The following is a 17,587-nucleotide window of genomic DNA, read 5'->3' as shown; positions in this document are numbered from 1 at the left end:
TCCATGTCGGATAACCGTATTTACGAGCATTTTCATCCGGATGAAAAAGCATTCGTGGATCGCGCCTGGGAGTGGGTCGAAAGAGCCGCCGAACGTCACGAGACGAAGCGGACGGACTTTCTCGATCCGCGTCAGGCGCATATTTTGTTTACGCTGGCGAACCGAGAGCCGGACGCCCAGGTTCGGCTGGACGGGGGAAGCCCTTTAGCCGAGAGGAAGCGGGCGCTGATCGCCCCCGATTACCGTCAACTGGACGGCGAGGATATGGGGATCGCGGTGCTGGATATCGCTTCCGACGATCGCAAAATTTCCGAGCTGGATCACGGGGATTATTTGGGCGCATTGCTCGGTCTGGGCATCAAACGGGACAAAATCGGCGATCTTCACGTCAGCGATACGGGCTGCCATGCCTTGATCGCGGAAGAGATCGGAGATTTTCTCGTCGGGCATATGAAGCAGGCCCACCGGGTGGACGTGAGCGTGTCCGTGCGGCCGCTCTCCGAGTTGCGCGAAATCGCGGTCGAGCTCGAAGAGCAGGTGCTGTCCGTCGCTTCGATGCGGCTTGATGGAATCGCGAGCGACGTTTTTCGGCTGAGCCGGACGAAGATTATGGCTCCGATCAAGGCGGGAAGATGCCGCGTGAGCTGGAAGCCGGTGGAGGATCCCTCGCATCCGCTCAAAGCTGGAGACGTCGTATCGATGAAGGGTTTCGGCCGATTTAAGGTGATCGACGTGGAAGGCGTGTCGAAAAGCGGCAGAATCCGGGTGCGCATCGGGAAATTTGTGTAGCAGCGCAGAAGGAATTTTTCAGCTTTCGTCGAATTGATGTTGTGAACAGGTTGCTTGGAAATCAGGACCGAGGAGGTGCACCGATGCCACTGACCCCATTGGATATTCATAACAAAGAATTCGCCCGCCGCCTTCGCGGTTACGACGAAGATCAGGTCAACGAGTTTCTCGATCAGATTATCAAGGATTACGAAGCGATGATCCGCGAGAACAAGGAATTGCAAAATATGGTCGCCGCTTCTCAAGATAAGTTGGGACATTTCTCCAACATTGAGGAGACGCTGAGCAAAACGATCATCGTTGCGCAGGAAGCGGCGGACGAGTTGAAGAACAACGCCAAGAAGGAAGCCCATCTGATCGTGAAGGAAGCGGAGAAGAACGCCGATCGCATCATTAACGACGCGTTGGCCAAATCCCGCAAAATCGCGCTGGAAGTCGAAGAGCTGAAGAAGCAGGCGACGATCTATCGCGCGAGGTTCCGGGCGTTGATCGAATCGCAGATGGAACTGCTGTCCCAGGACGGCTGGGATTCGCTCGAAGGACGCGAGCCTCGGGGAATCGAAGCCTAAACGGTTTGACAAAAGCTTCTCGGGAAAGTATAACAAGGATATACGATTTATCGCAGCAATGTCGAAGACGGGAACGAGTACGCGCAACACCCGAGCTCAGAGAGTTGGCGGCCGGTGCGAGCCAACGCGAGGGATGCGCCGAATATCCTCCCCGAGATGCCTGCCTAAAGCCGCGCCTGCCATGTTTGACGCAGCGGCGGTCAGTAAGCGAGGCCGGAAAGTCCGCCGTTACCGGATGCTGAGTTGCCGCCGCTGCGGATTTTGCGCAAGCGAGCGGAACAAGGGTGGTACCGCGAGTTCGACTCGTCCCTTTTTTGGGGCGGGTCTTTTTGTTTTTGCCGCAGCAGCAATGAAGCAATCGAAAGGATGAACTCTCATGCAAAGAGTCGACGTCAAGGAGAAAGCCAGAGCCCGTGAACGGCGCGTTCTGGAGCAGTGGAAAAAGGAGGATACGTTCCGCCGCTCGATCGATAATCGGGAGGGGAAGCCGAACTTCGTCTTTTACGAAGGCCCGCCTACGGCGAACGGCAAGCCGCATATCGGTCATGTGCTCGGACGGGTTATTAAGGACTTCGTCAGCCGCTATAAAACGATGGCGGGCTACCGCGTTATCCGCAAAGCCGGCTGGGACACGCACGGCTTGCCGGTCGAGCTGGGCGTGGAGAAGCAGCTCGGCATCTCCGGCAAGCAGGAGATCGAGAAGTACGGCGTGGAGCCGTTCATCATCAAGTGCAAGGAGAGCGTGTTCGAATACGAGCGCCAATGGCGCGAGCTGACCGAGGCGATCGCGTATTGGACCGATCTGGACGATCCGTATATCACGCTCGACAACAACTATATCCAGAGCGTATGGCACATTTTGGCCACGATTCATGATAAAGGGCTGCTGTACCGCGGCCATCGCGTCAGCCCGTACTGTCCGTGCTGTCAGACGACGCTCAGCTCGCACGAGGTCGCCCAGGGCTACGAGGACGTCAAGGATTTGACGGCGACGGCGAAGTTCAAGCTGCAGGAGAACGGCGATTACGTGCTCGCCTGGACGACGACGCCTTGGACGCTGCCGGCGAACGTGGCGCTGGCCGTGCACCCGGAGCTCGACTACGTGCGGGCGAAGATGAACGGCGAAGTGTACGTCGTGGCCGCGGCGCTCGCCGACAAGGTGTTGAAGGGCGAATACGAGACGCTGGGTACGATGAAGGGGAGAGAGCTCGTCGGATTGACGTACGAGCCGTTGTTTCCTTACGTTAAGGTCAACAACGCTTATCGCATCATCGACGCCGAATACGTCTCCGACGCAAGCGGTACGGGCATCGTCCACATTGCGCCGGCGCACGGCGAGGACGATTACCGGGTAGCCCGCCAGCACGGCATTCCGATGCTGATGGTCGTCAACAACGAGGGCAAATATATCGCGGAAGTGACGGATTTGGCCGGCCGCTTCGTCAAAGACTGCGACGTCGACATCGTCAAGATGCTGTCGGAGCGCGGGCTGCTGTTCCACAAGGAAAGGATGGAGCACAGCTATCCGTTCTGCTGGCGCTGCAAAACGCCGCTGCTCTATTACGCGACGGAGAGCTGGTTCATCAAGACGACCGCGGTCAAGGATCAACTGATCGAGAACAACAAGCAGATTCAGTGGTATCCGGAGCACCTGAGAGACGGCCGCTTCGGCAAGTTTCTGGAAGACCTGGTCGACTGGAACATTAGCCGGAACCGTTACTGGGGTACCCCGCTTAACGTGTGGACGTGCGAAAGCTGCGGCAAGGAGAAAGCGCCGCACAGCATTGCCGAGCTTCGCGCACTGGCGATCGAAGACGTGCCGGAGACGATTGAGCTGCACAAGCCGTATGTGGACGACATTCATCTGCGCTGCGAATGCGGCGGCAGGATGAACCGCGCGTCCGAGGTGATCGACGTCTGGTTCGACAGCGGCTCGATGCCGTTCGCGCAATATTTTCACCCCTACGGGGACGAGGAGAAGTTCCGGGAGCAGTATCCGGCGGACTTCATCTGCGAAGGGATCGACCAGACGCGCGGCTGGTTTTTCAGCTTGCTGGCGGTATCGACGCTATACAACGGCCAGGTGCCGTACAAGTCGGTGATCTCGACCGGGCACGTGCTCGACGAGAACGGCCAGAAGATGAGCAAGTCCAAGGGCAACGTCATCGATCCTTGGGAAATCATCGACGAATTCGGCACGGACGCGTTCCGTTGGTCGCTGCTGGCGGACAGCGCGCCGTGGAACAGCAAGAGATTTTCCAGGAGCATCGTGGGCGAAGCGAAGTCCAAGGTTGTGGATACGCTCGTGAACACGCACGCTTTCTACGCGCTGTATGCTTCCATCGACGGCTACAAGCCTGCGGAGCACGCGAAGGTCAAGCTGGACAACAAGCTGGACCGCTGGATTCTTTCGAGGCTGAACACGCTGATCGCGGAAGTCGTGGAAGATTTGGATGCCAACGACTTCCTCAACCCGGCGAAGGCGATCGAGACGTTCGTCGACGAGCTGTCGAACTGGTACGTGCGGCGCTCTCGCGACCGGTTCTGGGGCAGCGGCTTGACCGAGACGAAGCTGGCGGCGTACCAGACGCTGGGCGAGGTGCTGCTGACGCTGTCCAAGCTGATCGCGCCGTATACGCCGTTCGTAGCCGAGGATATTTACGGCAATCTGGGCGGAAAAGGCAGCGTGCATCTGGCCGACTATCCGCAGGCGGATACGGCGGCGATCGACGCGGAGCTGGAGCGGGAGATGGGCGCGGTGAGAGCTATCGTGGAGCTGGCTCGGAACGTCCGCAACGAGACGGGCCTGAAGACGCGTCAGCCGCTGTCCGAGCTGCTCGTGTCGCTGAGCGAAAGCTTCGACCTGGCGGGCTACGAGGAGATCGTGCAGGACGAGATCAATGTCAAGCGGATTACGATCGTCAGCGACGACGGAGGCTTCGTCAACTTTAATCTGAAGCTGAATCTGAAGGTCGCGGGCAAGAAATACGGCAAAAACGTCGGGCCGATCCAGGCGGCGTTCAAGACGATGTCGAGCGACGTGACGCGCGGCGTGGTCCAAGCGGGCAAGTACGAGTTCGTATCGCCCGACGGCGAGACGCTGACCGTCGACCTGGAGGAAATTCTCGTGGAGAAGGAAGCGAAGACGGGCTTTGCTTCCGCGTCCGCCGGCGGCTTGACGGTGGCGCTTAATACGGAGATCACGCCGGAGCTGGAGCAGGAGGGCTGGGTGCGCGAGGTGATCCGCGCCGTGCAGGATACGCGCAAGAAGCTCGACTTGCCGATCGAGCAGCGCGTCGATCTGGTGCTCGACGTCGACGCGGAGCTGGAAGCGGCGCTGCGCGCGTTCGACGAGGTGCTGAGGGAGAACGTGCTGGTGAACGCCGTTTCTTTCGGGAAAACGGACGCGACCGAAGAGGTGCAGGCCGGAGAGAAAACGATCGGCATAGCGATCGCTTCGCAAGCATAAACGTTCCCAATGTAAGCTAAACATAATAAGGAAACCGATAAGACGAGCTTCAGGGCTCCGGGGCGCAGCGAGTGCGCCCGGAGCCGGGCTCGTTTTGCTTTCTCCCTTCACGGGTAATGCAGACAATAAAGGATGCAAGGGAGGCGTGAAATCTTGACGAACCATTCGAAGAACGAGGGAAAACCGAATTCGATCCAAGTTAAGCTGACCTCCGGGAATCCGAGCGGACAGGCAAACGGCCAATCGGATGAGTCGGCGAACGCGTACCCGAACGATCCGGCGTACGTACGTCCGAGCGAGCAAGCGGACAATCGGCCGAACGCGCACCCGAATGATCAGCCGAACGCGCACCCGAACGCGCAGTCCAAGGAGCCGGCGAACGCGAACCCGGACGAGCCGGCGGAGCGGCTGGCCGAGGAAACGAAGGATTTGAGGGGGACGCTGCTCTTCCTGTCCCACAAGCTGGAAAGACTGTCCGTCGATATGGAGAAAGCCCAGCTCAAGGAGTACGTCAATCTGATGCAGCGCCCCTGGCAGCTGATCTTCAGAAATTTTCTCGCAGGCACCGCCCGCGGCGTCGGCATCGCTCTGGGCTTTACGTTTTTCGCCGCGACGATCGTTTATTTGCTGCAGGTTCTCGGGGCGCTGAATTTGCCGATCGTGGGCGATTATATCGCGGACATTGTGCGAATCGTTCAGCGGCAGCTTGAGATTAACCCGTATTGAGGCCGGGCCTGCCGCCGAACGCGCTCAGAACGAACCGGGCCGCTCGTCCGGCTCGAGCAGGTGTTCGCCTTCGTTGTCGTCGATGTACCGGTGGTAGGCGTGATTGCGCACGATCGAGACGTGATTGCCGGTAATGTCGGTGGCGACGAAGCTTTCGTAAGATTCGACGAATCCGTCGTTCTCGTCGGCTTCGATTTCCATGTGGTTATAATCTTCCACGTTGTTGTCTTCGGCCATCGCCGGCGTGTTGGAGGTTCCCCACGATTCGACGATCTGCCAGGCGTCTTCTCCGTCGAAGCCGTTCCGGTCCTCTCTGTCGTCCAGGCTGGTGCGGCCGAACGGAGGAGCGAGGAACGGCTCCTCGGCCGGACGGTCGTCGGAGGGCTCCTGACGGGGTTCATGCTCGATGCAGTAGATGGCCGTCGGCAGCGCTTCGAGCCTGGCCGCCGGAATAAACTGGCCGCACGCGGCACAACGTCCGTATTCCCCCGTATCCATCCGTTCCAGCGCGGCGTCCACGCGCTCCAGCCGGAACGCTTCCTTTTCCAGCAGGGCCAAGTCTTTGCTCCGTTCGAACATCTCCGTGCCCGCATCGGCCGGATGATTGTCGATCCCGGTGAGCTCGCCGGTCGAGTCGCGATACGAGGAGGCAAGGCCGAAATGGCCGTTATCGTTCACGCGCCGCTCAAGCTCGCATCTTTCCTGTATCAGCCTGCGCTTTAATGTTTGGAATGTTTCCTGGTCCAGTTGCTTCGACAAGATCATCCACTCCCTTTGACGAAATGCGTTCGAATGGTCCGATCGGGATTAGTTTTCTCGGATGGGTGCCGTTTTACGTGCTGCGGCGGTTCGGACTTGTCTGGACGTTTTGTCGATTTTTACTTGCTCTCGTGGACTCTCCTCGTCGGGGTATGATAAAATCAACAGGCAGGAGAATGAGACGAAGGGCGGAATACAGGAATGCGACGTCGGATTTGGCCGATATGGGTTTATTACGGAATCGCGGTTATCGTTTTTCTTATCGATTATGCGAGCAAGAAGGTCATCAGCCGCACGGTCGAACTGGATACGGAAAGAATTCCCGTGCTGGGAGATTTTTTCATGATCACCCATATTCGCAACAGGGGCGCGGCTTTCGGGATGCTGCAGGAGCAGCGGCTGTTTTTTATCGTGATCACGATTGTCGTCGTTGGCGGGATACTCTGGTATCTGCACCGTTCCTACCGCACGGGCACTAAATTGCTGCTGGCCGCTTTGGCCACGATACTGGGAGGCGCCGTCGGCAACTTCCTCGATCGCGCGCTGTACGGCGAAGTCGTCGATTTCTTGCAGTTCAATTTCGGATCGTATACGTTCCCGATTTTCAATCTCGCGGACACGGCAATATGCGTAGGCGTCGGTATGGTTATTTTGGACGCGCTGCTGACTATGAAACAGGAGAATAAAACGAATGGCAATGGAGAGCAATCCCAAGAGCAGTCCCCTGAGCAATCTTCCGGACAGCAGTCTGTCTGAAGGCGATTACGATTTCGAGTGGACGATTAAGGACGGACAGGCAGGCGAGCGTGCGGACAAGCATATCGCGCTAACGTTGACGGAGCAGGAGCAGTCGTTCTCTCGCTCGCAAATTCAAGAATGGATTCGTTCCGGCGCGGCGACGGTGAACGGAAGCGAGGTCAAGTCCAACGCCAAGCTGGCCGTGGGAGACGTCATCCGCATCGCGCTTCCCGAGCCCGAGCCGGTCGAGGCCTATCCCGAAAATATACCGCTGGACATCGCGTACGAGGACAGCGACGTCATCGTGATCAACAAGCCGCGGGGCATGGTCGTTCATCCGGCGGCCGGACACCCGAACGGTACGGTCGTGAACGCGCTGCTGCATCATTGCAAGGATTTGTCCGGCATCAACGGCGTGATGAGGCCGGGCATCGTGCATCGGATCGACAAGGATACGTCCGGTCTGCTTATGGTGGCGAAGAACGATCTGGCGCATGCGTCGCTGGCCGAACAGTTGAAGGAGCACAGCGTAACGCGCAAATATCGCGCGCTGGTGCACGGCGTGATGCAGCACGACAAAGGAACGGTGGACGCGCCGATCGGCCGGGCCAACCACGATCGCAAGCTGTATGTCGTTACGGATAAAAACAGCAAACATGCCGTCACCCATTTCTCGGTGGACGAGCGTTTCGACGAGTATACGCTGCTCGAGCTGAGGCTGGAGACGGGGCGGACGCACCAAATTCGGGTACATATGAAGTATATCGGCTACCCGCTTGTCGGCGATCCGGTGTACGGAGGCAAGAGCGGCCGGACGCTCGGCATGTCGGGCCAGGCGCTGCATGCGGAAGTGCTGGGCTTCCAGCATCCGAGAACGGGAGAGTACATGGAATTTTCCGCTCCGCTTCCGGAGGATATGGAGCATTCGCTCGGCATCTTAAGGACGAGATAGCTTCGCGGGGCGTTGCGATTTTCCGCTTTTGGAGCGAGCGCTGCGATAACTGCAAATGATCGGCGCAAAAATCCATGGCGGCCCAACCGCGTATCGTTCATAGTGTCTAAGTAAAGAGGCTAACGAACGATGCAGGGAGTGGCGGCAATGAGCGCAGAACAATATCAATCGACTTTTATTCAAGAGCAATTCGCGGACCGGATCGGCGGCTCCGGCTACGGCAAAGACACGAACATCTATAAATTCGAGAAAATCAAGCGGGCGAAAGTCGCTGCCAAGAAAGCGCACCCCGATGTGGAATTGATCGACATGGGCGTCGGCGAGCCGGACGAAATGGCGGACGCGGGCATCGTCGCCAAGCTGGCGGAGGAGGCGGCCAAGCCGGAAAACCGCGGGTACGCGGACAATGGCATCGCCGAGTTCAAGCAGGCGGCGGCGAAGTATTTGCAGGAAGTGTTTTCCGTGGACGGCATCGATCCGGAGACGGAAGTGCTGCACACGATCGGAGCCAAGCCAGCTCTCGCGATGCTGCCGACGGTGTTCATCAACCCGGGCGACGTGACGATCATGACCGTTCCGGGATATCCGGTTATGGGCACGCACACGAAATATTTGGGCGGGGAAGTTTTTAACGTCCAGCTGACGAAGGAAAACAACTTTTTGCCGGATCTGGATGCGATACCGGAAGCGATCGCCCGGCGCGCCAAGCTGCTGTATTTGAACTATCCGAACAATCCGACGGGCGCGGCGGCTACGATCGAATTTTTCGAGAAGGTTATCGCATGGGCGAAAAAGTTCGGCGTTATCGTCGTTCACGATGCGCCGTACGCCGCCCTGACCTATGACGGAGCGAAGCCGTTCAGCTTCCTGTCGGTGCCGGGCGCGAAAGACGTCGGCGTGGAATTGCACTCCTTGTCCAAGTCGTACAACATGACCGGCTGGCGGATCGGCTTTATCGCCGGCAATCCGCTGATCGTCAAAGCGTTCGGAGACGTGAAGGACAACAACGATTCCGGCCAGTTCATCGCCATACAGAAGGCGGCCGCTTACGGCTTGGCCAATCCGCAAATTACCGAGGCGATCTCGGCCAAATATTCCCGCCGTCACGACTTGCTCGTCGCGGCGCTGAACGAAATCGGCTTTCGCGCCGAGAAGCCGAAGGGCTCCTTCTTCCTGTATGTCGAAGCGCCCAAAGGCATCGTCGGCGGCCAGCGGTTCGAGTCCGCGGAGGATTTCTCGCAATATTTGATCCGCGAGAATCTGATCTCTACCGTGCCATGGGACGACGCCGGCAAATTCGTCCGTTTCTCCGTCACCTTCATCGCGCAGGGCGAGGCGGAAGAAGCCCGCGTCATCAACGAAATCAAGCGCCGTCTGACGGACGTTCAATTCGAATTTTAATGTTCGGATTTCCTTGACACTTCATGTCGAACATGGGATAATCATTGTTAATGAAACGGGTACCTTTAATTCAGTCCAGAGAGACTGGCAAGGTGGCGCAGAGTTGACAATATCCGACCGGTCGTGCGACCGTACATGCTCCTCTTCGGCTTGGGCCGAGGCAGAGGGAGATGTATCGGTGACGCCTGCCTGTCGATATGCTCGTCTGACTGAATCCTCCTTGCGATCGCGCAGGGAGGTTTTTTTGTGCAAATCTCGCATGAAGGAGGGATCGTTTTGTCGGACTCGCGTGTCATTATGGATGAATCCGCCATTCGGCGGGCGCTTACCCGGATTGCTCACGAGATGGTCGAGAAGAATAAGGGCATTCAAGGCTGCGTGCTGATCGGAATAAGAACGCGAGGCGTCTATCTGGCGCATCGCATCGCCGAGCGGATTCTTGAGATCGAGGGTCAGCCCGTTCCGGTCGGTGATCTGGACATTACCCGCTACCGCGACGATCGTCCCTCGGCGGCGAGGGCGAGCGCGGCAGGGCCGGGAGAAGAGCTGAAGCGGCACGTCAGCGACAAGCGGATCATTCTGGTGGACGATGTGCTCTATACGGGACGAACGATACGGGCCGCGCTGGACGCGCTGATGGATTGCGGCAGGCCCAAGTCGATTCAACTGGCCGTCCTCGTGGACAGGGGGCATCGCGAGCTGCCGATCCGTCCGGATTATGTAGGAAAAAACGTGCCGACCTCGCGGCACGAGAAGATCGACGTTTCGCTCAGCGAGGTGGACGAGACGGATTGCGTGACGATTCTGCACCCGCGCGAAGCGGAAGTCAGAGGTTAAAGCCACCACCCAACACAGCAGAGGAGGCGCCAGGGAATCAATGACGATATGGATTACGAACGCCAGCAGATGGAATGAGGAAGCCGGGAAGCTTGAAACCGCGCATGTGCGCATCGAGGATGGGACGATCGCGGAATGGCGCGTTGGCGCGGAGGCGCCCGACGCTTCGGGAGCGCAAGTGATCGACGCCGGGGGCAAGCTGATTGCGCCGGGGCTGATCGATATGCACGTTCACTTGCGCGAGCCCGGCTTTGAGCATAAAGAAACGATCGCCAGCGGCACCGAGTCGGCGGCGAAGGGCGGATTCACCGTCATCGCGCCGATGCCGAACACGCGCCCGGTGATGGATACGCCGGAGACGATCTCGCTGGTGCTCGACAAGGCGAAGACGGAAGGCGTCGTGCGCGTGCTGCCTTACGCCGCGATCACCAGGAACGAGCTGGGCCGCGAGCTGACGGACTTCCCGGCGCTGAAGGAAGCCGGAGCGATCGGCTTCACGGATGACGGCGTCGGCGTGCAGAACGCGCAAATGATGAAAAACGCGATGGCGCTTGCCCAATCGCTTGACATGCCGATTATCGCCCACTGCGAGGACGACTCGCTGGTAGAGGGCGCGTCGGTTACGGAGGGCGCGTTCGCCCGCAAGCACGGGCTTAAGGGCATTCCGAACGAGTCGGAGGCGATCCATGTCGGCCGGGATATTCTTCTGTCCGAGGCGACTGGCGTGCACTACCACGTCTGCCACGTCAGCACCGAGCAATCGATTCGCTTGATCCGGCTCGGCAAGTCGGTCGGCGTGAACGTCACCGGGGAAGTATGCCCGCATCATCTGCTGCTTTCGGACGAGGACATTCCGGACAATATGGACGCCAACTGGAAAATGAACCCGCCGCTCAGAACGCCTCGCGACGTCGAGGCTTGCATCCAGGCGCTGGAGAACGGGACGATCGACATCATCGTGACCGACCACGCTCCGCACAGCGAAGAGGAGAAGGCGCGGGGCATGGATCGAGCGCCTTTCGGCATCGTCGGTTTCGAGACGGCGTTCCCTCTGCTCTATACGAAGTTCGTCCGCACGGGACGCTGGACGCTTGACTTCCTGCTGCGCAGAATGACGAGCGACCCGGCCAGGGTGTTCCGCCTTCCTTACGGAACGCTGGATGCCGGAGCGCCCGCGGATATCGTCTTGATCGACCTGGAGAACGAGCGGGAAGTCGATCCCGCGAAGTTCCTGACGAAAGGCCGCAATACCCCGTTTGCAGGTTGGAAGCTATACGGCTGGCCGACGATGACGATGGTCGGCGGCAAAGTGGTCTGGACCGAAGAGAACGGCATTAACCGCTAAGGAGTGATTGGAATGCAAGCTAGATTGTTATTGGAAGACGGTACGCTGTTTACGGGACAGAGCTTTGGCGCCGAAACCGGCTCCGTCGGCGAAGTGGTGTTCAATACGGGGATTACGGGTTATCAGGAAGTGCTGTCCGACCCTTCCTATTGCGGACAAATCGTAACGATGACTTATCCGCTCATCGGCAACTACGGCATTAACCGCGACGACTTCGAGAGCGTCCGTCCTTACGTGCACGGCTTCGTCGTTCGCCGTCACGAGGATGTGCCGAGCAACTGGAGAGCGCAATATACGGTCGACCAACTGCTCAAGGAGTACGACATTCCGGCGATCAGCGGCATCGATACCCGCATGCTGACGAGAATTCTTCGGGTGCACGGGACGATGAAGGGCATTATTACGACGGGCAACGAGCGCGTCGAAGAGCTGATGGAGCGCTTGGGCGCTACTCCGCTGCTGCGCGAGCAGGTGGCCCGCACGTCGACGCAAAACGTGTTTTCCAGCCCCGGTGACAAAGAGCGCATCGTGCTGATCGATTTCGGCGCGAAAAGCGGGATTTTGCGCGAGCTGACGAAGCGCGGCTGCGACGTTGTCGTCGTGCCTCATGACACGACGGCGGACGAAATTCGCCGCCTGCACCCCGACGGCATTCAGCTGTCCAACGGCGGCGGGGACCCGAAGGACGTGCCGCATGCCGTCGAGACGATTCGTCAATTGCTCGGCGAGTATCCGCTCTTCGGCATCTGTCTCGGCCATCAGCTGTTCGCGCTCGCTTGCGGAGCGGATACGGGCAAGCTGAAGTTCGGCCACCGCGGCGGCAACCATCCGGTCAAGGAGCTCGAATCCGGCCGCTGCTTCATTACTTCCCAGAACCACGGCTATACGGTCGTCGAGGAATCGATCGCCGGCACCGAGCTGGAAGTGACGCACATCAACAACAACGACAAAACGATCGAAGGCTTGAAGCATAAACGTTACCCCGCCTTCACGGTTCAATACCATCCGGAAGCGGCCCCGGGCCCGTACGACAACAGCTACTTGTTCGACCGTTTCCTGCAAATGATCCGCGATAACAAGCTGGCCAACCCGGAACGTCCGCGCCAAGCGCAATTGTCGGAGACGCTGAGAGGAGAACTGCTGTATGCCCAAAAATAAAGACCTCAAGAAAATTCTCGTAATCGGCTCCGGCCCTATCGTCATCGGACAAGCAGCGGAATTCGACTATGCCGGTACGCAGGCCTGCCAAGCGCTGAGGGAAGAAGGCATCGAAGTCGTTCTGATCAACAGCAACCCGGCGACGATCATGACCGACACGAACATCGCCGACAAGGTATATATCGAACCGATCAATCTGGAGTTCGTCTCGCAGATTATTCGCCAGGAGCGTCCGGACGGTTTGCTGCCGACGCTGGGCGGCCAGACCGGCCTGAACATGGCCGTCGAGCTGGCGCGCGCCGGCGTGCTGCAGCAGGAGAACGTCAAGCTGCTCGGCACGCAGCTCGACGCGATCGAACGCGCCGAAGACCGCGACCTGTTCCGCGAGCTGATGCGCGAGCTGGAACAGCCGGTACCGGAGAGTGTGATCGTAACCACGGTCGAGGATGCGGTGGAATTCGCCAACGGCCTCGGTTATCCGGTTATCGTCCGTCCGGCTTATACGCTCGGCGGCACGGGCGGCGGCATCGCGGCGAACGAGGAAGAACTGCGCGAGATCGTGGCCAACGGCATCCGTTACAGCCCGATCGGCCAATGTCTGATCGAGAAGTCGATCGCGGGCATGAAAGAAATCGAGTACGAGGTTATGCGCGACTCCAACGACAACTGCATCGTTGTCTGCAACATGGAAAACTTCGATCCCGTCGGCGTTCATACCGGCGACAGCATCGTCGTTGCACCGAGCCAGACGCTGTCCGACCGCGAATATCAGATGCTTCGTTCAGCTTCGCTGAAGATCATCCGCGCGCTCAATATCGAAGGCGGCTGCAACGTGCAGTTCGCGCTTGATCCGCAGAGCTACCAATATTATGTCATCGAGGTTAACCCTCGCGTCAGCCGTTCTTCGGCGCTCGCTTCCAAAGCGACCGGTTATCCGATCGCCAAGATGGCGGCAAAAATCGCGATCGGCTATACGCTCGACGAGATCGTCAACCCGGTTACGGGCCAGACCTACGCCTGCTTTGAGCCGACGCTGGACTACATCGTATCGAAAATCCCGCGCTGGCCGTTCGACAAGTTCACTTCCGCGAACCGCAAGCTGGGCACGCAGATGAAGGCGACCGGCGAAGTCATGGCTATCGGCCGCACGTTCGAGGAATCGATCCATAAAGCGGTCCGTTCGCTCGAAATCGGCGTACACCGCATCTACTTGAAAGGCGCTGACGAGCTGTCCGACGAAGTGCTGTCGAATCGCCTGATCAAAGCGGATGACGAGCGGCTGTTCCTCGTCGCCGAAGCGTTCCGCCGCGGCTGGCCGCTGCAGCGCATCCAGGATCTGTCGAACATCGACTGGTGGTTCCTCGACAAGATCGAGCGAATCGTCCAGCTGGAAGACGAGATTCGCAGAGAGCCCGCGCTTACGCCGGAGCTGCTCTACAAGGCGAAGAGAAACGGCTTGACGGACCGCGCGATCGCGGAGCTGAGAAGCGAAGGCCATCCGTCCGGCGCTTACACGAACGAAGCGGACGTCCGCGTCTATCGTAAGGAGCAGGGCTTCGTGCCGGTCTACAAGATGGTCGATACGTGCGCCGCGGAGTTCGAGGCGACGACGCCCTACTACTACTCGACCTATGAGACGGAGAACGAGGTGCTTCCGAGCGAGAAGGAAAAAATCATCGTGCTCGGCTCGGGCCCGATCCGCATCGGCCAAGGCATCGAATTCGACTATTCGACCGTTCACGCCGTATGGGCGATCCGCAATGCGGGATACGAGGCGGTCATCATCAACAACAACCCGGAGACGGTATCCACCGACTTCAGCACGTCGGACCGCCTCTACTTCGAGCCGCTGTTCTTCGAAGACGTCATGAACGTCATCGAGCAGGAGAAGCCGATCGGCGTTATCGTGCAGTTCGGCGGACAGACGGCCATTAACCTGGCTGCCCCGCTGGCGAAAGCCGGAGTGCGCATTCTCGGCACGTCGCTGGACAGCATCGACGAAGCGGAGGACCGCAAGCGGTTCGAGGCGCTGCTTAGCAGACTTAGCGTACCGCAGCCGAAAGGCACGACGGTCACGTCCGTCGGCGAGGCGGTAGGCGCCGCGCAAGAGCTCGGATATCCGGTGCTCGTGCGTCCGTCCTACGTGCTCGGCGGCCGGGCGATGGAGATCGTCTACTCCGACGAAGAGCTGCTGTCCTATATGGAAGTCGCGGTTAAAATCAATCCGGAGCATCCGGTGCTGATCGACCGTTACATGCTGGGCAAAGAAATCGAGATCGATGCGATCTGCGACGGCGAGACGGTGCTTATTCCGGGCATTATGGAGCATGTCGAGCGCGCCGGCGTTCACTCCGGCGATTCGATCGCCGTATACCCGCCGCAGTCTCTGTCCGATGAAATCAAGCGGCAGGCGGTCGACATCACGATCAAAATCGCCAAAGAGCTGAAGACGGTCGGACTCGTCAACATCCAGTTCGTTGTCTGGCAGGATCAGGTGTACGTGATCGAGGTGAATCCGCGTTCGTCCCGTACCGTGCCGTTCTTGAGCAAAGTAACGAAAATCCCGATGGCCAACCTGGCCACGCAAGCGATTCTCGGCAAAAAACTGACCGAGCTCGGCTACCAGGAAGGACTGTGGCCGGAAGACGAATTCGTATCGGTCAAAGTTCCGGTATTCAGCTTCGCCAAGCTGCGCCGCGTCGATCCGACGCTGACGCCGGAGATGAAATCGACGGGCGAAGTCATGGGCCGCGACCGCTTCTACGCCAAAGCGCTGTTCAAAGGCCTGGTCGGCTCGGGGATGAAAATTCCGAATTCCGGCGCGATCATCGCGACGGTCGCCGACAAGGACAAGGAAGAAGCGATTCAGATCCTGAAAGGCTTCTACAACCTGGGCTACAAGCTGCTCGCCACGGGTGGAACGGCCGACGCCTTGGAAGCCGCAGGACTTAAAGTCCGCCGTGTCAACAAGCTGTCCGACGGCTCGCCGAACATTCTCGATCTGATCCGCACCGGCGAAGCGCAGTTCGTCGTCAACACGCTGACGAAGGGCAAGACGCCGGAGCGCGACGGCTTCCGCATCCGCCGCGAGGCGGTCGAGAACGGCGTCGTCTGCCTGACGTCGCTGGACACGGTGCGCGCGCTGCTTAACATGCTGGAGGCGCTCCGCTTCTCCAGCGAGCCGATGCCGGCGTTCCAAGCTTAATAGGAGCAAGCCGCCCGGTCCCCGATAATGATGGGGATCGGGCTTCTATATGAATACTTCTTGAATACTTCGCTCAGAGGGAGGAATACCAGTGTCGTTGCTATCCCGCAAGGAGGCGGCAGGCAAAATTATGGTCGCGCTCGACAAGCCCGACGCGAAGGCTGCCGTGGAGCTGGCCGATCGGCTGCAAGGGTCCGGCTGTTGGATGAAGGTGGGCATGGAGCTGTTCTATGCGGCAGGGCCGGCGATCGTCCGGGAGCTGAAAAGCAAAGGCTTCCGCATCTTCCTCGACCTGAAAATGCACGACATCCCCAACACCGTCCGCGGAGGGGCGAGAAGCATTTCCCGGCTCGGCGTGGATCTGTTTAACGTACATGCTGCCGGCGGAACGGCGATGATGGAGGCCGCTCTCGAAGGCGTCCGCGATGCGCTGGAGGCGGGCGACGCCGAGCGCGCTCCGCTTGTCATCGCAGTAACGCAGCTGACAAGCACGAGCCAGCAGGTGCTCAACGCCGAGATCGGCATTGCGGGCAAGTTGGAGGATGCCGTCGTCCATTACGCCAAGCTGGCTCAAGCTGCCGGATTGCAGGGCGTTGTCGCTTCTCCGCTGGAGGTTCCGGCGATCAAGTCGGCTTGCGGCAGCGGCTTCCTTACCGTGACGCCGGGAATTCGGCCGCGCGGCGCGGACGTCGGCGATCAGATTCGCATTACGACGCCCCGCGAAGCGATAGATGGCGGCACCGATTACCTCGTCATCGGGCGTCCGATTACGGCGGCCAGCTCGCCGCAGGATGCGCTGGACTACATTTTGAAGGAGATGACCGAATCATGAGTCAATATTCCGTAGAGCAGTTGCCGGCCGTTATCGCCGGCCGTCTGTTGGATATCGGGGCGGTAGCCCTGCGTCCGAACGAACCGTTTACCTGGACCTCCGGGATAATCTCCCCGATCTATTGCGACAACCGGCTCACGATGAGCTATCCCGACATTCGCGACGCGATCGCCGAAGGCTTCGCGACGCTGATCCGTACGCATTATCCGGACACCGAGGTCATCGCCGGCACGGCGACGGCGGGCATTCCGCACGCCGCTTGGGTCGCGCAGAAGCTGAATCTTCCGATGGCCTACGTCCGCGACAAGGCGAAGGGCCATGGCAAACAAAACCAGATCGAAGGGCTGATCAAGGACGGACAGAAGGTCGTCGTGATCGAGGATTTGATCTCCACCGGCGGCAGCTCGCTTAAAGCGGCGCTAGCCGTCATGGACGCGGGCGCGGACGTGCAGGGAGTGCTGGCGATTTTCACCTACCAGTTCGCACTGGCGGAAACGGCTTTCAGCGAAGAAGGCGTCGAGCTGAAGACGCTCTCGAACTATTCGGCTCTCGTCGACGAGGCTCTTCGGCGCGGCACGATCAGCGAGGCGGACGTGAGTCTGCTTCAGTCGTGGCGCGAAAATCCTCAGGCCTTCGGCAAATAAGCGGTAAAGTCGCGGCAAGCGGCGGTCCTCCGATCGGGGGGCCGCCTTTTTGTCGTTTACTCGGTCTGGAGACCGAGGCCAAAAGCGTGCCCGGGACCGTCGAACGGCTCCGCTTGCTCGGTTACAATGGGAGTATCTGAAAGAGGTTTGGCAAAAAAAGGAG

The 17,587-nt window shown here is 59.2% G+C and carries 14 protein-coding genes and 1 other annotated feature; of the genes, 13 read left to right on the top strand and 1 reads right to left on the bottom strand.

The window, feature by feature from the left end:
- Nucleotides 1–3 precede the first annotated feature (3 nt).
- From ACFFT4_RS33950 to ACFFT4_RS33935, 4 genes are all read left to right on the top strand, one after another.
- A complete protein-coding gene (locus tag ACFFT4_RS33950) occupies nucleotides 4–789 on the top strand; it encodes a YlmH family RNA-binding protein (protein WP_378054082.1) in 786 nt (261 codons plus the stop codon).
- A gap of 83 nt (nucleotides 790–872) precedes the next feature.
- Nucleotides 873–1,358, top strand: coding sequence for a DivIVA domain-containing protein (locus ACFFT4_RS33945; RefSeq protein ID WP_378054080.1), 486 nt, complete (start codon nucleotides 873–875; stop codon nucleotides 1,356–1,358).
- Between the two features lie 55 nt (nucleotides 1,359–1,413).
- Nucleotides 1,414–1,672 (top strand) — a binding site (T-box leader).
- Between the two features lie 62 nt (nucleotides 1,673–1,734).
- Nucleotides 1,735–4,827, top strand: coding sequence for an isoleucine--tRNA ligase (gene ileS, locus ACFFT4_RS33940; protein WP_378054078.1), 3,093 nt, complete (start codon nucleotides 1,735–1,737; stop codon nucleotides 4,825–4,827).
- Nucleotides 4,828–5,289: 462 nt separating this feature from the next.
- Complete coding sequence (locus ACFFT4_RS33935; protein ID WP_378054489.1) at nucleotides 5,290–5,553, top strand: DUF5665 domain-containing protein; 264 nt, start codon at nucleotides 5,290–5,292, stop codon at nucleotides 5,551–5,553.
- Nucleotides 5,554–5,577: 24 nt separating this feature from the next.
- On the opposite strand, the gene ACFFT4_RS33930 is transcribed toward ACFFT4_RS33935, so the two are convergent.
- Complete coding sequence (locus ACFFT4_RS33930; protein ID WP_378054076.1) at nucleotides 5,578–6,318, bottom strand: TraR/DksA C4-type zinc finger protein; 741 nt, start codon at nucleotides 6,316–6,318, stop codon at nucleotides 5,578–5,580.
- Between the two features lie 195 nt (nucleotides 6,319–6,513).
- Between ACFFT4_RS33930 and lspA the strand changes: the two genes are divergently transcribed.
- The 9 genes from lspA (at nucleotide 6,514) to pyrE (ending at nucleotide 17,424) form a co-directional block, all read left to right on the top strand.
- Nucleotides 6,514–7,068: a signal peptidase II gene (gene lspA / locus ACFFT4_RS33925; protein WP_378054074.1), complete on the top strand. Its 555-nt coding sequence runs from the start codon at nucleotides 6,514–6,516 to the stop codon at nucleotides 7,066–7,068.
- The gene (locus ACFFT4_RS33920) at nucleotides 7,010–8,002 is read left to right on the top strand and encodes an RluA family pseudouridine synthase (protein ID WP_378054487.1); all 993 of its coding nucleotides are present in this window, start codon (nucleotides 7,010–7,012) and stop codon (nucleotides 8,000–8,002) included. Before lspA ends, ACFFT4_RS33920 begins: the two co-directional genes overlap by 59 nt.
- Before the next feature lie 147 nt (nucleotides 8,003–8,149).
- Nucleotides 8,150–9,403, top strand: a complete 1,254-nt coding sequence (locus ACFFT4_RS33915) for an LL-diaminopimelate aminotransferase (RefSeq protein ID WP_378054072.1) — start codon at nucleotides 8,150–8,152, stop codon at nucleotides 9,401–9,403.
- Between the two features lie 276 nt (nucleotides 9,404–9,679).
- Nucleotides 9,680–10,240: a bifunctional pyr operon transcriptional regulator/uracil phosphoribosyltransferase PyrR gene (gene pyrR / locus ACFFT4_RS33910; protein WP_378054070.1), complete on the top strand. Its 561-nt coding sequence runs from the start codon at nucleotides 9,680–9,682 to the stop codon at nucleotides 10,238–10,240.
- 40 nt (nucleotides 10,241–10,280) lie between these two features.
- Nucleotides 10,281–11,585, top strand: coding sequence for a dihydroorotase (pyrC, locus tag ACFFT4_RS33905; protein ID WP_378054068.1), 1,305 nt, complete (start codon nucleotides 10,281–10,283; stop codon nucleotides 11,583–11,585).
- A gap of 12 nt (nucleotides 11,586–11,597) precedes the next feature.
- Complete coding sequence (locus ACFFT4_RS33900; protein WP_378054066.1) at nucleotides 11,598–12,743, top strand: carbamoyl phosphate synthase small subunit; 1,146 nt, start codon at nucleotides 11,598–11,600, stop codon at nucleotides 12,741–12,743.
- Nucleotides 12,730–15,948, top strand: coding sequence for a carbamoyl-phosphate synthase large subunit (gene carB / locus ACFFT4_RS33895; RefSeq protein ID WP_378054064.1), 3,219 nt, complete (start codon nucleotides 12,730–12,732; stop codon nucleotides 15,946–15,948). The genes ACFFT4_RS33900 and carB overlap by 14 nt, the downstream gene beginning before the upstream one ends.
- Nucleotides 15,949–16,078: 130 nt before the next feature.
- The gene (pyrF, locus tag ACFFT4_RS33890; protein ID WP_378054485.1) at nucleotides 16,079–16,780 is read left to right on the top strand and encodes an orotidine-5'-phosphate decarboxylase; all 702 of its coding nucleotides are present in this window, start codon (nucleotides 16,079–16,081) and stop codon (nucleotides 16,778–16,780) included.
- Complete coding sequence (gene pyrE, locus ACFFT4_RS33885; protein ID WP_378054062.1) at nucleotides 16,777–17,424, top strand: orotate phosphoribosyltransferase; 648 nt, start codon at nucleotides 16,777–16,779, stop codon at nucleotides 17,422–17,424. The genes pyrF and pyrE overlap by 4 nt, the downstream gene beginning before the upstream one ends.
- The last annotated feature ends 163 nt before the right edge of the window (nucleotides 17,425–17,587 follow it).

Source organism: Cohnella cellulosilytica (assembly GCF_042431195.1).
Classification (GTDB): domain Bacteria; phylum Bacillota; class Bacilli; order Paenibacillales; family Paenibacillaceae; genus Cohnella; species Cohnella cellulosilytica.
Note: the sequence above shows the minus strand (reverse complement) of the source record. Positions and strands in the feature narration are given on the sequence as shown.